Annotated in this window: 11 protein-coding genes; 4 read left to right on the top strand and 7 right to left on the bottom strand. The window is 66.0% G+C overall.

Annotated features, from left to right (window positions below; genetic code table 11):
* Window positions 1-6 precede the first annotated feature (6 nt).
* Both AABF56_RS13430 and AABF56_RS13435 read left to right on the top strand, forming a co-directional pair.
* Window positions 7-798: an ABC transporter permease gene (locus AABF56_RS13430; protein WP_244768453.1), complete on the top strand. Its 792-nt coding sequence runs from the start codon at window positions 7-9 to the stop codon at window positions 796-798.
* Window positions 798-1,481 (top strand): ABC transporter ATP-binding protein, encoded by a 684-nt coding sequence (locus AABF56_RS13435; protein WP_244768452.1) that lies wholly within the window; start codon window positions 798-800, stop codon window positions 1,479-1,481. Before AABF56_RS13430 ends, AABF56_RS13435 begins: the two co-directional genes overlap by 1 nt.
* Before the next feature lie 75 nt (window positions 1,482-1,556).
* Here the strand turns inward: AABF56_RS13435 and AABF56_RS13440 are convergent, their stop codons facing one another.
* The 7 genes from AABF56_RS13440 to AABF56_RS13470 form a co-directional block, all read right to left on the bottom strand.
* Complete coding sequence (locus AABF56_RS13440) at window positions 1,557-2,969, bottom strand: capsular biosynthesis protein (RefSeq protein ID WP_272806291.1); 1,413 nt, start codon at window positions 2,967-2,969, stop codon at window positions 1,557-1,559.
* A 176-nt stretch (window positions 2,970-3,145) separates the two neighbouring features.
* Window positions 3,146-5,173 carry a capsular polysaccharide biosynthesis protein gene (locus AABF56_RS13445; protein ID WP_272806292.1) on the bottom strand — a complete coding sequence of 676 codons (2,028 nt, stop codon included), beginning with the start codon at window positions 5,171-5,173 and terminating at the stop codon, window positions 3,146-3,148.
* A 103-nt stretch (window positions 5,174-5,276) separates the two neighbouring features.
* Window positions 5,277-6,494 carry a polysaccharide biosynthesis/export family protein gene (locus AABF56_RS13450; protein WP_272806293.1) on the bottom strand — a complete coding sequence of 406 codons (1,218 nt, stop codon included), beginning with the start codon at window positions 6,492-6,494 and terminating at the stop codon, window positions 5,277-5,279.
* A 460-nt stretch (window positions 6,495-6,954) separates the two neighbouring features.
* Complete coding sequence (locus tag AABF56_RS13455) at window positions 6,955-10,038, bottom strand: efflux RND transporter permease subunit (protein ID WP_244768448.1); 3,084 nt, start codon at window positions 10,036-10,038, stop codon at window positions 6,955-6,957.
* Complete coding sequence (locus AABF56_RS13460) at window positions 10,035-11,108, bottom strand: efflux RND transporter periplasmic adaptor subunit (RefSeq protein WP_272806294.1); 1,074 nt, start codon at window positions 11,106-11,108, stop codon at window positions 10,035-10,037. The genes AABF56_RS13455 and AABF56_RS13460 overlap by 4 nt, the downstream gene beginning before the upstream one ends.
* Window positions 11,105-12,190, bottom strand: a complete 1,086-nt coding sequence (locus tag AABF56_RS13465; protein WP_272806295.1) for an efflux RND transporter periplasmic adaptor subunit — start codon at window positions 12,188-12,190, stop codon at window positions 11,105-11,107. Before AABF56_RS13465 ends, AABF56_RS13460 begins: the two co-directional genes overlap by 4 nt.
* A gap of 545 nt (window positions 12,191-12,735) precedes the next feature.
* Complete coding sequence (locus AABF56_RS13470; protein ID WP_272806296.1) at window positions 12,736-15,054, bottom strand: methyl-accepting chemotaxis protein; 2,319 nt, start codon at window positions 15,052-15,054, stop codon at window positions 12,736-12,738.
* Window positions 15,055-15,402: 348 nt separating this feature from the next.
* On the opposite strand from AABF56_RS13470, the gene AABF56_RS13475 reads away from it, so the two are divergent.
* On the top strand, window positions 15,403-16,356 hold the full coding sequence (locus AABF56_RS13475; protein ID WP_272806297.1) for a ring-cleaving dioxygenase: 954 nt from the start codon (window positions 15,403-15,405) through the stop codon (window positions 16,354-16,356).
* 74 nt (window positions 16,357-16,430) lie between these two features.
* Window positions 16,431-16,988 carry an NADPH-dependent FMN reductase gene (locus tag AABF56_RS13480; RefSeq protein ID WP_272806298.1) on the top strand — a complete coding sequence of 186 codons (558 nt, stop codon included), beginning with the start codon at window positions 16,431-16,433 and terminating at the stop codon, window positions 16,986-16,988.
* Window positions 16,989-17,028 lie beyond the last annotated feature (40 nt).

A 17,028-nucleotide genomic window follows, 5' to 3' on the forward strand; every position in this document is an offset into this window, starting at 1 on the left:
GGCGGAATGGCTCTACTCGCTGAAAAACCCCTAAGCTATGCGCTGCGCGAAAACGCGCGGGTCATTTCCGCGCTCGTCGTGCGCAGCGCGGTGACGCGCTTCGGGGAAAGCCGGCTGGGCTTCATCTGGATCCTCATCGAGCCCGCCGCCTATGTCGGCATCTTTCTCCTGATCCACACGCAGTTGAAGGCCCATGTCCCCTTCGGCGACAATGCGCTGCTGTTCATCCTGGCCGGTGTCTTCGGCTTCCGCATGACGCGCGGCATATCGCGCAAGACGGAGCGCGCCATCATCAGCAACCAGCCGATGCTGACCTATCCGCTGGTCAGGCCGCTCGATACGCTGGTGGCGACGTTCCTGCTGGAGACGACGATCTGGCTGATTATCTGCAGCCTGTTCATGGTCGGGCTTGCGATCTCGCTCGACCGTGACGTCATCGTCTATCCCGGCGAATTCGCCGAGGGCATGGCCGCGATCCTCTACTTCGCCTTCTCCTTCGCCGCGTTCAACGCGACGATGAGCGCGCTCGTGCCGCGCTACGACACCTTCCTCAGCATGCTGAGCATGCCGCTGATGCTGTTGTCCGGCGTCTTCTTCATGCCGGCGGAAATGCCGCCCGGCTTCCAGGCCGTGCTGTGGTGGAACCCGTTCCTGCACTGCGTCGAATGGTTCCGCACCTCGACCTATCTCGATTATCACGCGCTGCTGAGCAAGTCTTACCTGCTCGGGCTTTCCACCGCGCTGCTCACGGCCGCGCTCGTGCTGGAACGCCTCTTCCGCCGAAAGATCATAGACTGATGATCATCTTCGACAATGTCAGCAAGGCCTTCCCTCGCCCCGGCGGCGGCAAGAAGGTGATTCTCGACCGGTTCACGGCCGCCTTCCGGCCCGGCACCAATATCGGCATTCTCGGCCGCAACGGCGCCGGCAAGTCCACGCTGATGAGCCTGATCTCCGGCGCGGACATGCCCGATTCCGGACGCATCCTGCGCGAGGGCAAGATCTCCTGGCCGCTGGGCTTCAGGGGCGGCGTGCACAGCAAGCTGACGGGCGCGCAGAACACCCGCTTCATCGCCGACATCTACGGCAAGAACCGCAACAAGGTTCTGGATTTCGTCGCCGATTTCTCCGAACTCGGCCCCTATCTCGACATGCCGGTGAAGACCTATTCGGCGGGCATGAAGGCGCGCCTCTCCTTCGGCATCTGCATGGCGATCGGCTTCGAATATTACCTGATCGACGAGGTGATCGCCGTCGGGGACTCCACCTTCAAGCAGAAGTGCAAGGACGTCTTCGACGAGCGGCGCGAGAACGCCACCCTGTTGCTCGTCTCCCACTCCTCCGGCCTGTTGCGCTCGTTCTGCGACATCGGCGGCGTCATGAACAACGGCCAGCTCACCTTCTACAACGACATCGAGGAAGCGATCGAGGTGCACGAGGAAATCCTTCGCACCTCCGCCAGCCAGCGCCGGTCCGCCTGATCCCCTAAAGGTACGGGCAGTGCCCCGCGCGCCCGTCGGGAGTGCACGGGCCGTCCTGAAAGAGGCGTGCCGCCCTTACTGCGATTGCGCCAGCAGCGGCATGACGTTGGACACGTCGGGCAGCTCCACCACGCGGCCCGCAGCATCCATGGCCCGGAGCTTTTCCAGCAGCGAATTCACCGCGATCTCGATGCCCTCATAGGCGTAGTAGTCGCCGGGATGCAGGCATTCCCGGGCGATCCAGTTCAGGTAGTCGCGTCGCTGCACCGTCGGCGCGACATGGCCGGACGACCAGAAACTATCCAGCTCGATACCCTTGTTGACGCAGAAGGCGAGCGAGGGATGCCGGTAGAAGGCCTGGCCGAGAACGGCAAGCGGAATGCCGTGCTGGAGCGCCGAGAGGCCGGAGGTGCTGTTGATCGTCACCATGCCCGCGGCATGCCGCGTCATCAGGCCCAGCGAACCGCTGTCGAGGATGTGGATGCGCTCGGAGACATTGTTGAGCACGCCGACCTGGCGGATGAACTGCTTGTCCTGGCTGTGCCCGCGCTCCATGGGATGGATCTTGAACACCAGCTGGTGCGTCGGCGGCGCGTTTCGCGCGAAGGAAACGATGGTCTTCAGAATGAGCTTCTGATTGTTCCAGCCGCTCGCGGCCGCGCCGAGCTGGCTGTCGTCGTGCACCTGCAGCGGCACGATGTAGTACTTCTTGTCATGGTGCTCGAGCAGCCGCTCCATGGTGCGGTAATTGCTGCCGAGATTGCGGAACTTCCGGTAGTAGTTCTTGATCCAGTAGAAGGCCTCGGGTGCCAGCGAACGCTTGTGCTTGTGGAAGAGCTTGCGTTCGCTCAGCGTCGAAAAGACCCCGCGCACCGAAAAATAGATGAAGGCATAGGTCGCCATGGCACCGAAGGACGACGGGAAATTCGTCCCGCGCGGCCGCTCCCGGCGCTTCTCCTCGTCATTGCCGGAAGGCAGAAGACCCGCGAGCGGCGAGCGCCAGTTGTTGCCGCCGACCTCCATCGTCACGAAGCCGGGACGGATATATCCCTCCTCCAGGCTGAGGACGGGAATATTGAGCGTGGCACATTGCTCGATCGCGATCTTGTGGACCTCGCGCTCGCAGCCGAAGAGCACGACATGGTCGAAGCCATGTTCGCCGACGATTTCGGTGAACCAGTCCCGCCAGACATCGGCCGTGCCGGAGAAATGCAGGATCTTGCCGCCCCGGGCGAAAAGCCGGTCGCCGGCGTTGAAACAGATGCGCCAGGCATCGAAACCGCTGTCATTGAGCAGCGCCTGGGCCTTGCGGAAGAAAGGACCGACCGGCCCCTGCAGAAAAAGCACGCGCGGCGCGCTCTTGGAGGGGAAGCGCTTGGAAAGCTTGCGGCGCAACGCCAGATTGATCAGCCGGGACCCACGCGCGGAAGCAGCGCCTTCGGCGTCGGAGCGACCCGCCTTCAAATCGGTATCATGCTGTACGCTCATGACAGGTCGGCTCAACTCAAATTATGCTGCTGGATGGAATGGTATTCGCACAAAGGCGCCGTTTTAGCAACCGCATCTGCCATACTCCCCGATTTTGTCGCCGATCCCCCGGCACACGAATGACCGCTGCGCTCAAGATGGCGACTCGGCCCCGTTCCCATTTTTCTGGCCGCCTTTTACCGCAACCGCGAGTCGCGAAGCAACACCCCAACACGGTTGATTTGTTGCGCCGCACACAAAAAGACCTTCCGTCCGACTCCGGGCGATTTCATGGCGGCACCCGAAATTTCCTCAACCAAATCCTCCGGCCGGCACGGTAAGCCACTGAGGGGATGGATATAAAGCGGATAGCAGATGAGACTTGCGGCCACCAGCGACTCAAGGTCGATGCGGCGCACGCGGCGTGGAATGGGCAGGCGATCGTCCGTCAGACCCCAGCCGGCATAGAACGGTGCCCCATGCACGCCTACGGCCTTGCCGCGCAACAACGCCTCGAAGCCGGCCAGCGAGGTCATCGTCTCGACCCGGTCGGCCCAGCCGATCCATTGCAGGATGTCGCCGCTGCGAACGATGAGATCGGCCTCCTGCGGCTCGGCGCCGCCGTCGCGCACGCCGGACACGACGTCCGGATGCGCCTTGTAGACGACGAAGGCATCGGGAAAGAGCGCGCGCACGGCGCGCACGAGATCGGCATTGGAGCGCACCGCGGGGGAGCCGTAGCGAATGGAGGCGTCCTTCTCCACCTGCCCCGGCACCAGGATTTTCATCCGCCCGCCGGCAACCGCCGGCAGGTCGGCAGCTGTCCCGAGATTGTATTTGGACACGCCGCGCTCGACCAGCAGGCGCACGAGATCGCGCGCCCGCCGCCGCAGCCCCTCGTCGACCGTGCCATGCGCGATCAGCGCCTCCAGCCGGCTTTCACCCCGCGCGTCGTAATAGACATGCGCCCCGTCGAGCGCGACCGAGGACGGCATGGCGAGGTTGACCCCCAGCCCGCGGGAGCGGATGAACCCGTCTTCGAGACGTATCGCCGGCACGTCGGCTGGCATCGCCGCATCGCTTCCCCAGAGCGCGACGACGCCGTTCGCCGCGCGTGCCGCCGCCGCCGCGGCCTCGAGCGAGCGGGCATGGACCGGATCGCCTGCCATGCCCTTCAGGAAGGGGGTCATCGCCATGCGCTTCCACGGCGAGAAGCCGGCGGTGAACACCTTGCGCTCGATGCGCGCACGCTGGTCGCGCACCGTGATCGCCTGTTCCACCGCCCGCTCCGGCGTGCAAGGCGCGCGCGTGTGCAGGTCGAGGTAGTGCGAATAGTCGATATAGGCCGCGTGGAAAATCTGTTCGAGCGAGGCGGGCGGGCGGGCGGGCGACAGGCGCCCATGGTCGACGGTGAGACCGCGGCCGGAATAATAGGTCGTCCCGAAACAATGGACGGGCCGCTCCGCCATCAGCGCCTCGAAGCCGAGCTGGCTCGACACCGTATAGACGCAGTCGGCCTCCTCCAGCAGCGGCCAGGGATTCATGCGCGCGGGCACCACGATCTCGGCCCCGATGGCGTTTGCCGCCTGCCGCAAGAGGCTGCGGTCGCCCGCCGCCGGATGGGTGCGCACGACCAGCATCTTCCCCGGATGGTGGGCGACCGCATGTTCCAGCATGGCGCGGAAGCTTGACGCGCTCGCCCCGGCCCCGGCAATGGAGGCATCGCCGGCCACCTGATCGACAAGCAGGACGAAAGGCCGGCCGTGCGGCACGCCGGCCGCCGTCGGCGTCATCACCGGGCTGTTGTTGTATTTCGACAGGCGCGCGCCGCGCAGTTGCGCCATCAGCCGGCCGGCGCGGCCGAGCGCAGCGGCATCGGTCACCGGTTGCGACAGCAGCCGGTCGAGGTCGCTCGGCTGGAGCGCATCGAAATAGATGCCCTCCCGGTCGATCACATAGGAATGGCTCGGTTCCCCCCGCCCCGCCGCAAAGCCGCGCAGGAACCCGTCCTCAAGGGTGATGGCCTCCTTGCCGCTGCGCGCCGCAAGGCGCACAGCGCGACGGCCGGACGACCGGCGCCCCCAGCCGATGAACCCGTCGATCCGGCCGGGCAGCGCAAAGGGCCAGGCGACGATCTCGGCATCGAGCAGACGCGCGATATCCGCCCGTTGCTGCCAGAGACCGAAGGAAAGAAGCGCATAGGTTTTGCGTGCCTGGCCGGCCATGCAGTCCTCGAGAGCAATTCCGGCAAGCCCGCGCACCGTCTGCCGCCGGCAGACCGGCCGCGAGTGGCGCCGGCATCACCGCGTCAAGCGGACCAGGGACCTGTCAGAGCAGGTCCGCGGTGCGCTGGATGTTGTAGGCCGCGCTCGCTCCGCTGGAAACGATCGTCAGGAACTTCGCAAGGTCCGTCGCCATATGACGCGCCAGATAGACCACGTCCTTGTTCCGCACCGGGAAAGTCTGCGCCACGATATAGCTCTGCGTCGCCGCCAGATCGAGCCGGTAGACGATCGGATAGCGTCCCTCCCCGTCCGGCATCATGCCGCGCGCGATCAGGTCACGGAACCGGTCGTCGCCGACAACGCTGCGGTAGACGCCCTCGTCCTCGTAGCGGAAGACGAAATAGCCCTTCGGGTCCGCCGTCGTCACATTGCCGCCGCCGGCCAGCGCCGCCGCCTCCACCAGGCTCAGCCTGGCCGCGTTGAACGGGATCTTGCCCGTCTTGCCCGTCTGGCCGAGCGCCGCGAAGGTCTGCGGGTCGTAGCTCACATAGATCTGGTCGTCCGGCTTGACGTAGATGTCGTCCTTCGGATTGTCGATCAGCGACTGCAGCAGCACGCTGCGCGTCCGGCCGCCGCGCTTCAGGCTCACATAGGTGTCGTAGGGCGGCTTGGACGCGCCGCCGGCAAGGGCGATCACCTCGCTGAGATGCTGCCCGCTCAGCCCGAGCGGCAGGATGCCAGACCGGTTCACGTCGCCCTGGATCGACACCGTGCGCGAGGCATTGGTCGCAAGCGAGACGATGACATCCGGCTCCACCGCCTTGGCCTTCAGCGCATCGACGATCGTCGCGCGGGCCGAATCGATCGTCATGCCGGCAAAGCGCACGGAGCCGACATAGGGGATCTGGCCATGGCCGTCCGGCTGCACGACGACGGGGATCGACGTCGACTTGCGCTCGGTGGTGGAGAACAGGCCATCCGGGCCCGCCTCGAAGATCGTGACCTCCAGCCGGTCACCGACGCCGATGACCGGCGTGCCGCCTCCGCCGCCGAAGCCGAAGGTGCTGGAAAGACCGGGGCGCTTGCCCGCGCTGACGCGGCCGGCGACGCGCTGGTCGATGCTCACGACGTCGAAGACCAGCTTGGTCTGGGGAATGTCGTAGGACTTGCCGTCCGCGCCGGCCGAAAGGACCTCGTGGGTCAGCGGCCCGTCGCTCGGAACCATGCAGCCGGCCAGCGTCAACAGGGTGCCCGCCGCAAGAACCCGCGCCCATGCGCTCGAAAGCCTGCGCGGCCTGCACCCATCTTCAATTGCGATCATCACGTAGCATTTCCCTTCGACCATGCCGCACAAGGCATGGGGCAAAAGCCGGTCGCCTGCTGCGACAAGGCGCCATAGGCATGCAGTTCCAATGTCTCGTCAAGTCCCATGACCAAACCTTGTCCCAAACCGGCACACCCCTGCGGCCCTCGCCGACACCATGGAGCAAGTTCCTTGCACATTCGTTACGCTCTGAAAAGCCGGCTGGCGCTTTGGCATTGAAAATCAACTTTTTCCACCAGCTTTTTTCAGGGAGGGTGCGGCAAAAAGAACGCAACTTTCCTCCATCCGCCCCGCAACGAACGGGCCTGCGATCGCCCAGCCTGCCTACGCCTTGCCAAGGCTCCAGCCCTTCGGAAGCAGCCTGTCGCTCAAAGCGGCGGCGGGTGAGACGGGCAAAAATATGAGCCCTTTCCCTGCGCCTGCGCGGGGCGGTCCCGCCGCGCAGGCTCGGCCGGCGTCACGCCGCCTCGATCGGCTCGGGTGCTGGCGCCGCCTCTTCCGCTTCTTCCGGCTTGATGCGGAACCAGGCGATATAGAGCGCCGGCAGGAAGAGCAGGGTCAGCACCGTGCCGACGATGATGCCGCCCATCATGGCATAGGCCATCGGCCCCCAGAACACCTCGCGCGAAATGGGGATGAGCGCGAGGCTGGCCGCCGCCGCCGTCAGCATGATCGGCCGCATGCGGTGTTCCGTCGCCTCGCGCACGGCCGTCCAGGCATGCATGCCCTCGCGCCTCAGGTCCTCGATCTGCACGACGAGGATGACCGAGTTGCGGATGAGGATGCCGATCAGCGCCAGCACGCCGAGAATGGCGACGAAGCCGAGCGGCGCCCCGCTGCCGAGCAACGCGATGACCACCCCGATGAGCGCCAGCGGCGCCACGGCGAAGACGAGGAAGAGCCGCGAGAAACTCTGGAGCTGGAGCATCAGGATCGTCGCCATGGCAAACAGCATGAGCGGCACGACCGCGACGATCGGCGCCTGGCTATCGGCGCTTTCCTCCACCGTTCCGCCGACCGCGACCTCGTAGCCGGAAGGCATCTGCGCCTGGAAGGCGGCAACGTCCTTTTCCAGCTGCGAGACGATCGTCGCCGGCTGCACGCCGCCGGTGATGCTGGCCTTGACGGTGATGGTCGGCTGGCGCGAGCGGCGCCAGACGACCGGCTGTTCCATCTCGTAGCGGAAGTTCGCCACCGCGGCGAGCGGCACGGAGGTGCCGTTGGCCGTCGGCAGCTGGAGCTGGCGCAGCGTCTCGATGGATTCGCGCTCGGCGGCCCGCGCCCGGCCGATGACGTCGATCAGGTAGACGTCGTCGCGGATCTGGGTGACGGTCGTGCCGCCGACGACGCCGTTCAGGGCGGAGGCGATGTCCTGCGAGGTGACGCCGAGCTGGCGGGCCTTGTCCTGCAGCACGTCGACTTTCACCACGCGGGCCGGCTCGTTCCAATCGTAGACGACATCCCCGAGCCGGGTGTCCTTGCCGATGAGTTCGCCGAAGGCGAGCGCCTGCTTGCGCACCTCCTGGATATCCGGGCCGCTGACGCGGTACTGGATCGGCCGACCGACCGGCGGGCCGATGTCGAGCAGCTTCACCAGCGCATCCGTGCCGACGAAGGTCTCGCGCAGATAGGCCTGGAGATCGGCCCTGAGGCGGTCGCGCGCCTCCAGGTCCTTGCTGACGATGACGGTCTGGCCGAAGGCGGGCGACGGCGGCTGCACGTCGAAGGACAGGAGGAAGCGCACCGCGCCCTGCCCGACATAGGAGGACCAGCGTTCGATATCCGGGTTGCCCTTGAGCTTCTCCTCTTCCAGCCTGGCGATCTGCGCATTGGTCTCGGCGATCGAGGCATTCTGCGGCAGCGACCAGTCGATGATGAGCTCCGGTCGGTCTGAAGACGGGAAGAACTGTTCCTGCACGAAGCGCATAGCGAATACCGATACGCCGAAGACCAGCACGGTCGCGACGATGGTCGTCCATTTCCAGTGCATGCAGACATCGAGCAGGCGCGCGAAGCTGCGGGCGAACCAGCCCTTTTCCTCGTGATGCTTCTTCATCGTCTTCGGCAGGATCGTCACGCCGAGCAGCGGCGCGAAGATGACCGCGACGACCCACGAGACGACGAGCGAGATGGCGATGACGACGAAGAGGCTGAAGGTGAACTCGCCGGCCGCGCTGTTGTTGAGGCCGATCGGGATGAAACCCGCCACCGTCACCAGCGTGCCGGTGAGCATGGGGAAGGCGGTGGACGTATAGACATAGGTCGCCGCTTTCCTGAGCGAATCGCCCATTTCCAGCCGCGCCACCATCATCTCGACGGCAATCATCGCATCGTCGACGAGCAGGCCGAGCGCGATGATGAGCGCGCCGAGCGAGATGCGCTGCAGCGATATGCCGTCGTAATACATGAAGACGAAGGTGATCGCGAGCGTCAGCGGGATCGACAGCGCCACGACGAGGCCGGCGCGGATGCCGAGGCTGACGAAACTGACCGCGAGCACGATGACGACGGCCTCGAACAGCGCCCGCGTGAAGCCCGACACCGCCTCCTCGACCACCTTCGGCTGGTCGGAGACGAGGTGCACGTCGACGCCGACCGGCAGTTCATGGGAAAGCAGCTCTATCTCCCTTTCCACCGCCGCGCCGAATTCGAGAAGGTTCGAGCCCTGCTTCATGCCGATGGCAAGGCCTATGGCCTGTTCGCCGTTGAAGCGGAAGAGCGCCGATGGCGGGTCCTCGTAGCCGCGGGTGATCGTGGCGATATCGCTGAGGCGGAAGAAGCGGTTGTTGACGCGCAGGTTGACGTCGCGCAGGCTCGCCTCCGAGCTGAACTGCCCGCCGACACGCACGCTGACGCGCTCGCCGCCGGCCTGCACCACGCCGGAGGGCGCCACGGCATTCTGCGCCTGCAGCGTGGACACCACCTGCTGGGTGGAAATGCCGAGCGCGGCAAGCTGGCGCGTCGAGAATTCGAGATAGATCACCTCGTCCTGCGCGCCGACGAGGTCGACCTTGCCGATATTGGGCACGGTGAGGATGCGCCGGCGGGCATCCTCGACATAGTCGCGCAGCTGGCGCGGCGAGAGGCCATCGGCGGTGAAGGCGTAGATATTGCCGAAGACGTCGCCGAAACGATCGTTGAAGGCCGGGCCGACGACGCCGGACGGGAACTCGCCCCTGATGTCGTTGATCATGTTGCGCACGGTCACCCAGGTGGGGGCGACGTCGCGCGCGCGGGTCGTCGGCTTCAAGTTGACGAAGATCAGCGTCTGGCCGGGCGTCGTGATGCTGCGGGTGAAATCGAGCGATTCCAGCTCCTCCAGCTTGCGCTCGATGCGCTCGGTCACCTGCAGCGTCGTCTCCTCCACGGAGGCGCCGGGCCAGGCGGCGCTGATCGTCATCGTCTTGATGGTGAAGGAGGGATCCTCCTCGCGGCCGAGATTCTGGTAGGTGAAGAAGCCGAGCAGCGCGAAGACGATCATGAAGTACCAGACGAGCGATGCGTGATCGAGCGCCCAGTCCGAAAGGTTGAACTTCTTCATAGGCCTGCCTCGTCTTCAACCTTGATTTTCTGGCCCTCTTCGAGGCTGTTCACCCCGGCGGTGGCGATGCGGTCGCCGGCTTTCAGCCCGCCCGCGACCTGAAGGGCGCGGCCCACGGCAGGACCGGTCTCGATCGGCACCAGATGCACCTCGCCCTTCTCCCCATCGACCCGCCAGACATGCGGCTTGCCGTCCTTCTGAAGCACGGCGGTCTGCGGGATCATGATGGCGGTGAGGTCCGGCCCCTCGAGCTCGGCGGTGATGGTCGTGCCGAGGCGGACCGTATCCGGCGGGTTTTCCAGCGCGATCTTCACCCGCCGCGTGCGCGTGACGGCATCGGCCGACGGCGCGACCTCGCGCACCGCGCCCTTCACCGTGACGTCGGGATTGATCTGCAGGGACACGGTGAAGCGGCTGCCGAGCGCGATGGCCTCCGCCGTCTCCGGAATGTCGACCACGGCATCGCGCTCGTCGGGCCGCGCAACCGTGACGATCGCCTCGCCGGGCGAGACGGTCTGCCCCACCTCGGCGCCGGTGGCCACGACGACACCGTCGAATTCGGCGAGGATGCGGGTATAGGAAAGCTGTTCCTCCGCCTTGACGAGCGCCGTCTTCGCCCGCGTCAGGCCGGCATCGGCCGCCTCGCGCGATTGCTCGGCGCTCTCGACGGCGGCCCTCGCCGCGGCGTTCGACTGGAGCAGCGTCTTCTGCCGCTCCTCGGTGGCGATCGCACTCGAAAGCGTCGCCTCGGCGCTGGAAAGCTCGGCCCGGGCCGAGCGCACGGCCAGCTCATAGGCCGTCGCATCGAGCACGGCGAGTTCGTCACCCTTCTTCACGAGATCACCGACATGGACGGTGCGCGAGACGAGGCGGCCGGAAACACGCGAGCCGAGCGCGGCCTGCACCTTCGCCTGCACCGTGCCGGCAAAGCGCGTGCCGGGCAGCGCCGTCGGGGCGACCACCATGGAGAGGACCGGGCGCGGCGGCGCGGCGGCTTCCTCTTCCTTCTTGCAGCCGGCCAGCGCCGCGGCGGCGATGGCGACCGTTGCGAACAGGACGGGTCTTCTCATCGGGCGGTTCCTTCGATCGCGCTGACGGTCTGGCCGGGCCGGAGCAGCTTCGTGCCGTCGGCGACGTAGGTCTCCCCCTCCTCGATGCCGCCCGAAAGCAGCGCGGCGCCCGTCTCGAAGGAGAGCACCTCGACCGGGCGCAGGTCCACCGTGCTGTTCGCCTTGTCGACGATCCACAGCGCCGGCTTGCCGTCAAGGCCCGCCGACAGCGCCTGCCAGGGCACCACCGCCACCCGGCGCGGCGCCAGCGCACCGACGCCGACGACCGAGGAGCCGAGCGTCATTTCCGGCGGCGTGCGGTCCATGGCGATCTTGACGCGCACCGTGCCGGTCTGCGCATCGATCGTCGGCGAGACCTCGCGCACATTGCCGGTCGTGCGCACCCTGTCGTCGCTGAGTAGGGTGACGACCACGCCGTCCTCCGCCGGCTGGGCGAAGAACAGCGATTCGTAGACATCGAAGACCGCGTCGCGCGGGCCGGTATCGGCAATGGTGAACATGGTCTGCGCCGCCTGCGCCACCTGCCCCGTCTCGGCAAGGCGCGCGGTGACGATGCCATCGGCGGGCGCGCGCAGTTCGGTATAGGACAGCACCTCCTTCGCCGTGTCGCGCTGGGCGATCGCCGCTTCGCGGGCGCTTTCCGCCGTGCGCAGCGCCGTTTCGGCGTCGTCGAAATCGCGGCGGGTGCTGATGCCATCGCTCAGAAGGGATTTCTGGCGGTCGAAATTGGCGCGGGCGAGCTTGAGCTGCGCTTCCGCCGCGCGTACCCCGGCTTCCGCCGCCTCGACATCGGCGTTCTGTTCCTCCGGATCGAGCCGCGCCAGCACCTGGCCTTCCTTGACCGCGCCGCCGACATCGACGAACCAGCCGGTGATGCGGCCCCCGACGCGGAAGGAAAGGTCCGTCTCCACTCGTGCGACCACTTCCCCGGTTATGGTGACCGTCTGCTCGCGTTCTTCGAAATGCACGGCGGCGGTGTGCACCGGCCGCGCCGCGCTGTCGGCCCAAGCCGGCCAGGCGGCGGCAGAAAACGCCAACGCCGCCAGCAGAACCCCGCCTGCCCTGTTTCCCGCTGAGTTCATTGCCGTCTCCACCGTTGCAGAAAACCCATTTAGTGTGGGTCCTCATTATATCGCGAAGATCTGACTGGCAAGCCGCGTCCTTTGCGAGACGCGATCTTGCCGCGGGCGAGTGTGGCGGAGTCCGGCAAAAAAGCCAACCCGGGAAGATTACTTGATAGAGGAATATGATAAATCATATTTTTCAGCGCACTAACGGCAGCGGCCGTCCCCGCGCAGACAAGAAAGCCGCCGGCGGCCGCGAAACCTTTCCGGTTCCCACTGGGCTGCACGGCGGCTTTATCGGAGCGTCATTCGTTGGACGCTTCTCTTTCGGCCCCCTCTGGACCTGCAGAAGAGAAAGCAGAAAGCGTGCCAGATCGATAGACGCGCGAAATACAAAAATGATTTCATATTACTAAAGATATACCTAATTAAAATTAGGGGCGCGCAGCCATGCCGGCATGGCCAATTTGTGTGCAACGCACAAACGTTGTGCGCCTTTTTCATCCAACAAAAAGGCGGCCCGTCCTACCGGGCCGCCTTTCGGGATGGTGCATCGGGAAGGCTCAGAACTCTTCCCAGTCCTGCGCCGCCGCATTGGCCGAAGCCGCCTGTCCGCCGCCGAAGGCGCGGGCCAGCGTGTTGCCGAGCGCCCGCGCGCCGGAGGCGGCCGGGCGATGTTCGGCAGCCGAGGCGACCACCGGGCGAACGGTCGTGCCGGTGCCGAGGCGGAACTGCGCGATCAGGCTGTTGAGCGCGGCGGCCTCGGTCGCCAGCGCATGGCTTGCCGCCGTCTGCTCCTCCACCATGGCCGCGTTCTTCTGCGTGCCCTGATCAATGGAATTCACCGCCGCGCTGATCTCGTTGAGGCCCGTCGACTGCTCGCGCGCCGAGCGCACGATCGCCGCGACGTTCTGGTCGATCTCCTGTACCTGGTCGACGATCTCCGTCAGCGCCGAGCCCGTCTCGCCGACCAGCGCCACGCCGAGATGCACCTGTTCGCCCGACTTGGTGATGAGCGCCTTGATCTCCTTGGCGGCGTTGGCGGAACGCTGGGCGAGCTCGCGCACTTCCTGCGCGACGACCGCAAAGCCCTTGCCCGCCTCGCCCGCCCGCGCCGCCTCGACGCCGGCATTCAGCGCCAGAAGGTTCGTCTGGAAGGCGATCTCGTCGATCACGCCGATGATGTTTGAGATTTCCCGCGAGGAATTCTCGATGCCGCTCATCGCATTCACGGCGCGCTGCACCACTTCGCCTGATTTTTCGGCGCCGAGGCGGGTCCGCTCGACGAGCTGGCCGGCATCCTCCGCCCGCTTCGTGGCGTCCTTGAGCGAGGTCGTGATCTCCTCCAGCGCCGCCGCGGTCTCCTCGACGGAGGCCGCCTGCTGCTCGGTGCGCTTGGCAAGATCGTCGGAGGCCGAGCGGATTTCCGCGGAACCGGCCTGGATGGCATTGGCGTTGCTGCCGACGGAGCGCAGCGCCGATTGCAGCTTTTCCACCGAGGCGTTGAAATCGTGGCGGACGCGATCGAGCGAGCCGGCAAAGGCATGCTCGATGCGATGCGTCATGTCGCCGTCGGCCAGCTTCTGGAGGCCGTCGGCGAGCGCCTCGACGGCGATGCGTGTCTGGCGCTCGCGCTCGTCCGCTTCCTCGGCACGCTGGCGGCGCTCGTCTTCCGAAAGCGCGCGGTTCTGCTCTGCCTCGCCTTCGAGCCGGATCTTGGCGAGCGTGGCATCGCGCAGCACGGCAAGCGAACGGGCCATTTCGCCGATCTCGTCCTTGCGCTCGGATTCGCTGAGATCGACGTCCGTGCGACCCTGCGCGATCTCGCTCGTCGCGACGATGACGGTTTCCAGACGCTTGCGGAAGCGGGCGGCAAGCAGCCAGCCGATGGCGATCATCAGGCCGGCCGCGATGGCGATCACGATGATCGAGGTGACGGCAAGCGCCGACAGATTGGCAAAGAGCACCGATTTCGGCACCGCGACCACCGTGTACCAAGTCGTGCCCGGCACCAGCGGCACGGGCACGGCGACCGCCACGGAGGTGAGGCCGTTGGCATCGGTGATTTCCATGGCCTTTTCCGGATTGGCGATCAACGCCTGCCAGGCCGCCGCGTCGAGGCCGGAATCGCCAAGCGCCTTGCCGAGCAAGGCCGCGTCCGGGTAGCTGACGATGCTGCCGCCCTGGCTGAGCAGCGCGACATAGCCTTCGCCGAGCGGCTTCAGCTTCGCCATGTCGGCGGCGAGCGCATCGAGCGCGATATCGACGCCGGTGACGCCCTTGAAGGCGCCGTCGAAGGCGAGCGGCACCATGAAGGAGGTCATCAGCACGTTCTTGCCGCCGATGACATAGCTGTAGGGCTCCGTCAGCAGGTCCTTGCCCGTGGCTTTCGGCACCTGGTAGTAGTCGCCGGGGCCGGGCTTGTCGTAATCGACGAGCGCGACCATGTCGACCTTGCCCTCGTTGCGGACGAAATAGGGAATGTAGCGGCCCGTGGCGTCGTGTCCGGGCTGGTTCACATAGTGCGCATCCTTGCCGTCGAAGGCATCCGGCTCCCAGCCGGTGCTGACGCCGAGCGCGAAGGGATTGTCGGCCATCAGGCGGTCGAAGATGCCGTTCATCGTCTCGCGGCTCGGGGCGTCCGTCGCCTTCACGGCATAGAGCGCCGAGCGCATGTTCCAGCTCAGCGCCTTGACCTGTGCGAAATAGGTCTCCACCTCGCCGGCGCTCGCCTCCGCCGCGTTGACCATTTCCGAGATGGAACGCTCCTCCACGGCACGATAGGACAGAAAGAGCAGAACGCCCGCCGTCGCAACGGTCGTGGCAACGCCGGCCGCCACGATGGCGAGCATGTTTCGGGCAGTCGCAGTCTTCGGCAGCATGACGTCTCCTCCCATCCGCGCGGGAAAGTCCGCAGCGGCAGTCATCACAAATGGCGGAACATGCCGGCGGACGCGGCGAAACAGAGACGAAGTCATTTCGCAGGCCGGCAGCGTAAGCGAATGCTGGTTTATGAAAGGATAAAATTTGAACGAAGCGATCGAACCCGGCCTCGCCCGCCGGCCGGCAGGTGCGGCAATGGAGGTTGCCGTTCAGGATAAGTGAACGATCCGTTCGTCCGCCCCGATCTTCCCGCACCGCCCGCGAAGGGCGATATTCGCCTCAACGCAAGGCCTCGCAACGGGGCGGCACAGATATCCCGGACTGTCTTCGGGGAGAGGAGCTTCATCATGACCCTGCAGCTCACAGGCATCCACCATCTGACGGCGATCACCGCGAACGCGCCGGAGAACCTGCGCTTCTACACGCAGGTCCTCGGCCTGCGCCTCGTCAAGAAGACCGTCAACCAGGACGACACCAGCGCTTACCACCTCTTCTACGCCGACGGCCTCGCCTCGCCCGGCACGGACCTCACCTTCTTCGACTGGCCGGTCGGCCACGAGCGGCGCGGCACGCACAGCGTCTCGCGCACCGGCCTGCGCGTCGCCAGCCTTGCGACGCTCGAATGGTGGAAGGCCCGCTTCGGCGAGATGAAGGTCAAAGCCGGCGAGATCCGTGATGTCGGCGGCCGCGCCAGCCTCGATTTCGAGGACGGCGAGGGGCAGCGTTTCCGCCTTGTCGCCGACGATGCCGGCGCGCCTGCCAATCCCTGGGCTAGAAGCCCGGTTCCGGCCGAGCACCAGATCAAGGGCCTCGGCCCTATAACGCTCAGCGTGCCGGATATCCGCAACACCGAAGCCGTGCTGGCCCAGGTGATGAACATGCGGGAAACCGCGACCTATCCCAATCCGGACGGCGCGGGCGACGTGCATGTCTTCTCGATGGGCGAAGGCGGCCCGGCGGCCGAACTGCATGTTGCCGTCGAACCGGACCTGCCGGTCGCCCACCAGGGTGCCGGCGCCGTGCACCACGTCGCCTTCCGCGCGCCGGACGAGGAAGCGCTGCATGCCTGGACGGAGCGCCTGCGCGGCTTCCGCCTGCCCTCCAGCGGCGAGGTCGAGCGCTTCTACTTCCGCTCGCTCTATTTCCGCGAGCCGAACGGCATCCTGTTCGAGATCGCCACGGACGGCCCCGGTTTCGCCGTGGACGAGCCGCTTGAAACGCTGGGCGAGAGCCTGTCGCTGCCGCCCTTCCTCGAACCGCGCCGCGCGCAGATCGAGGCCCGGCTGAAGCCCCTCGTCTGAAACCGAAGAAACCCCGGCGTGACAAACCGTCCGCCGGGGTTTTTTATGCCCATGTTTTGGAAAGGAGAGTCGGGATGACGAAACTGGTGGCAATCTCGGGGAGCCTGCGCAAGGGTTCCTACAACACGGCGCTGCTGCGCGCCGCCCTCGCCATGGCGCCCGAAGGTGTGACGATCACCGAAGGCTCGATCCACGGCATTCCCCTTTATGACGCCGACGTGGAGGCAGAAGCGGGCCTTCCGGAAGCGGTGACGCGGCTGAAGGACCTCGTGGCGGCGGCGGACGGCGTCGTTCTCTTCACGCCGGAATACAACAACGGCATTCCCGGCGTCTTCAAGAACGCCATCGACTGGATGAGCCGCCCCTCCTCCGACATCGCCCGCGTCTTCGGCGGCAAGCCCTTCGCCATCACCGGCGCCTCGCCCGGCAATTTCGGCACGCTTTTGTCGCAGGAGGCCTGGCTGCCCGTCATGCGCACGCTCGGCACCGTGCCCTGGTTCGGCGCCAAGCTTCTGGTCTCGCGCGCCGGCAGCGTCATCGAGGACGGCCGGATCGCCGACAAGGCAACGGAAAAGAAGCTCGGTGATTTCATCGCCGGCTTCTCGGCCTTCGTGACGGAATACAAGCGATAGAAAGAAGGGGCGCGTCCCGCGACGCGCCCCTTTTCGTTTG

The sequence above is a fragment of the Shinella sp. WSC3-e genome (assembly GCF_945994535.1).
Lineage (GTDB): Bacteria > Pseudomonadota > Alphaproteobacteria > Rhizobiales > Rhizobiaceae > Shinella > Shinella yambaruensis.

Excerpts from the sequence above, each read along its gene's own strand:
- AABF56_RS13460 (WP_272806294.1), bottom strand. The coding sequence starts at position 11,108 with ATGAGAAGACCCGTCCTGTTCGCAACGGTCGCCATCGCCGCCGCGGCG.
- AABF56_RS13445 (WP_272806292.1), bottom strand. The coding sequence starts at position 5,173 with ATGGCCGGCCAGGCACGCAAAACCTATGCGCTTCTTTCCTTCGGTCTC.
- AABF56_RS13455 (WP_244768448.1), bottom strand. The coding sequence starts at position 10,038 with ATGAAGAAGTTCAACCTTTCGGACTGGGCGCTCGATCACGCATCGCTC.
- AABF56_RS13480 (WP_272806298.1), top strand. The coding sequence starts at position 16,431 with ATGACGAAACTGGTGGCAATCTCGGGGAGCCTGCGCAAGGGTTCCTAC.
- AABF56_RS13465 (WP_272806295.1), bottom strand. The coding sequence starts at position 12,190 with ATGAACTCAGCGGGAAACAGGGCAGGCGGGGTTCTGCTGGCGGCGTTG.
- AABF56_RS13450 (WP_272806293.1), bottom strand. The coding sequence starts at position 6,494 with ATGATCGCAATTGAAGATGGGTGCAGGCCGCGCAGGCTTTCGAGCGCA.
- AABF56_RS13475 (WP_272806297.1), top strand. The coding sequence starts at position 15,403 with ATGACCCTGCAGCTCACAGGCATCCACCATCTGACGGCGATCACCGCG.
- AABF56_RS13440 (WP_272806291.1), bottom strand. The coding sequence starts at position 2,969 with ATGAGCGTACAGCATGATACCGATTTGAAGGCGGGTCGCTCCGACGCC.
- AABF56_RS13470 (WP_272806296.1), bottom strand. The coding sequence starts at position 15,054 with ATGCTGCCGAAGACTGCGACTGCCCGAAACATGCTCGCCATCGTGGCG.
- AABF56_RS13435 (WP_244768452.1), top strand. The coding sequence starts at position 798 with ATGATCATCTTCGACAATGTCAGCAAGGCCTTCCCTCGCCCCGGCGGC.
- AABF56_RS13430 (WP_244768453.1), top strand. The coding sequence starts at position 7 with ATGGCTCTACTCGCTGAAAAACCCCTAAGCTATGCGCTGCGCGAAAAC.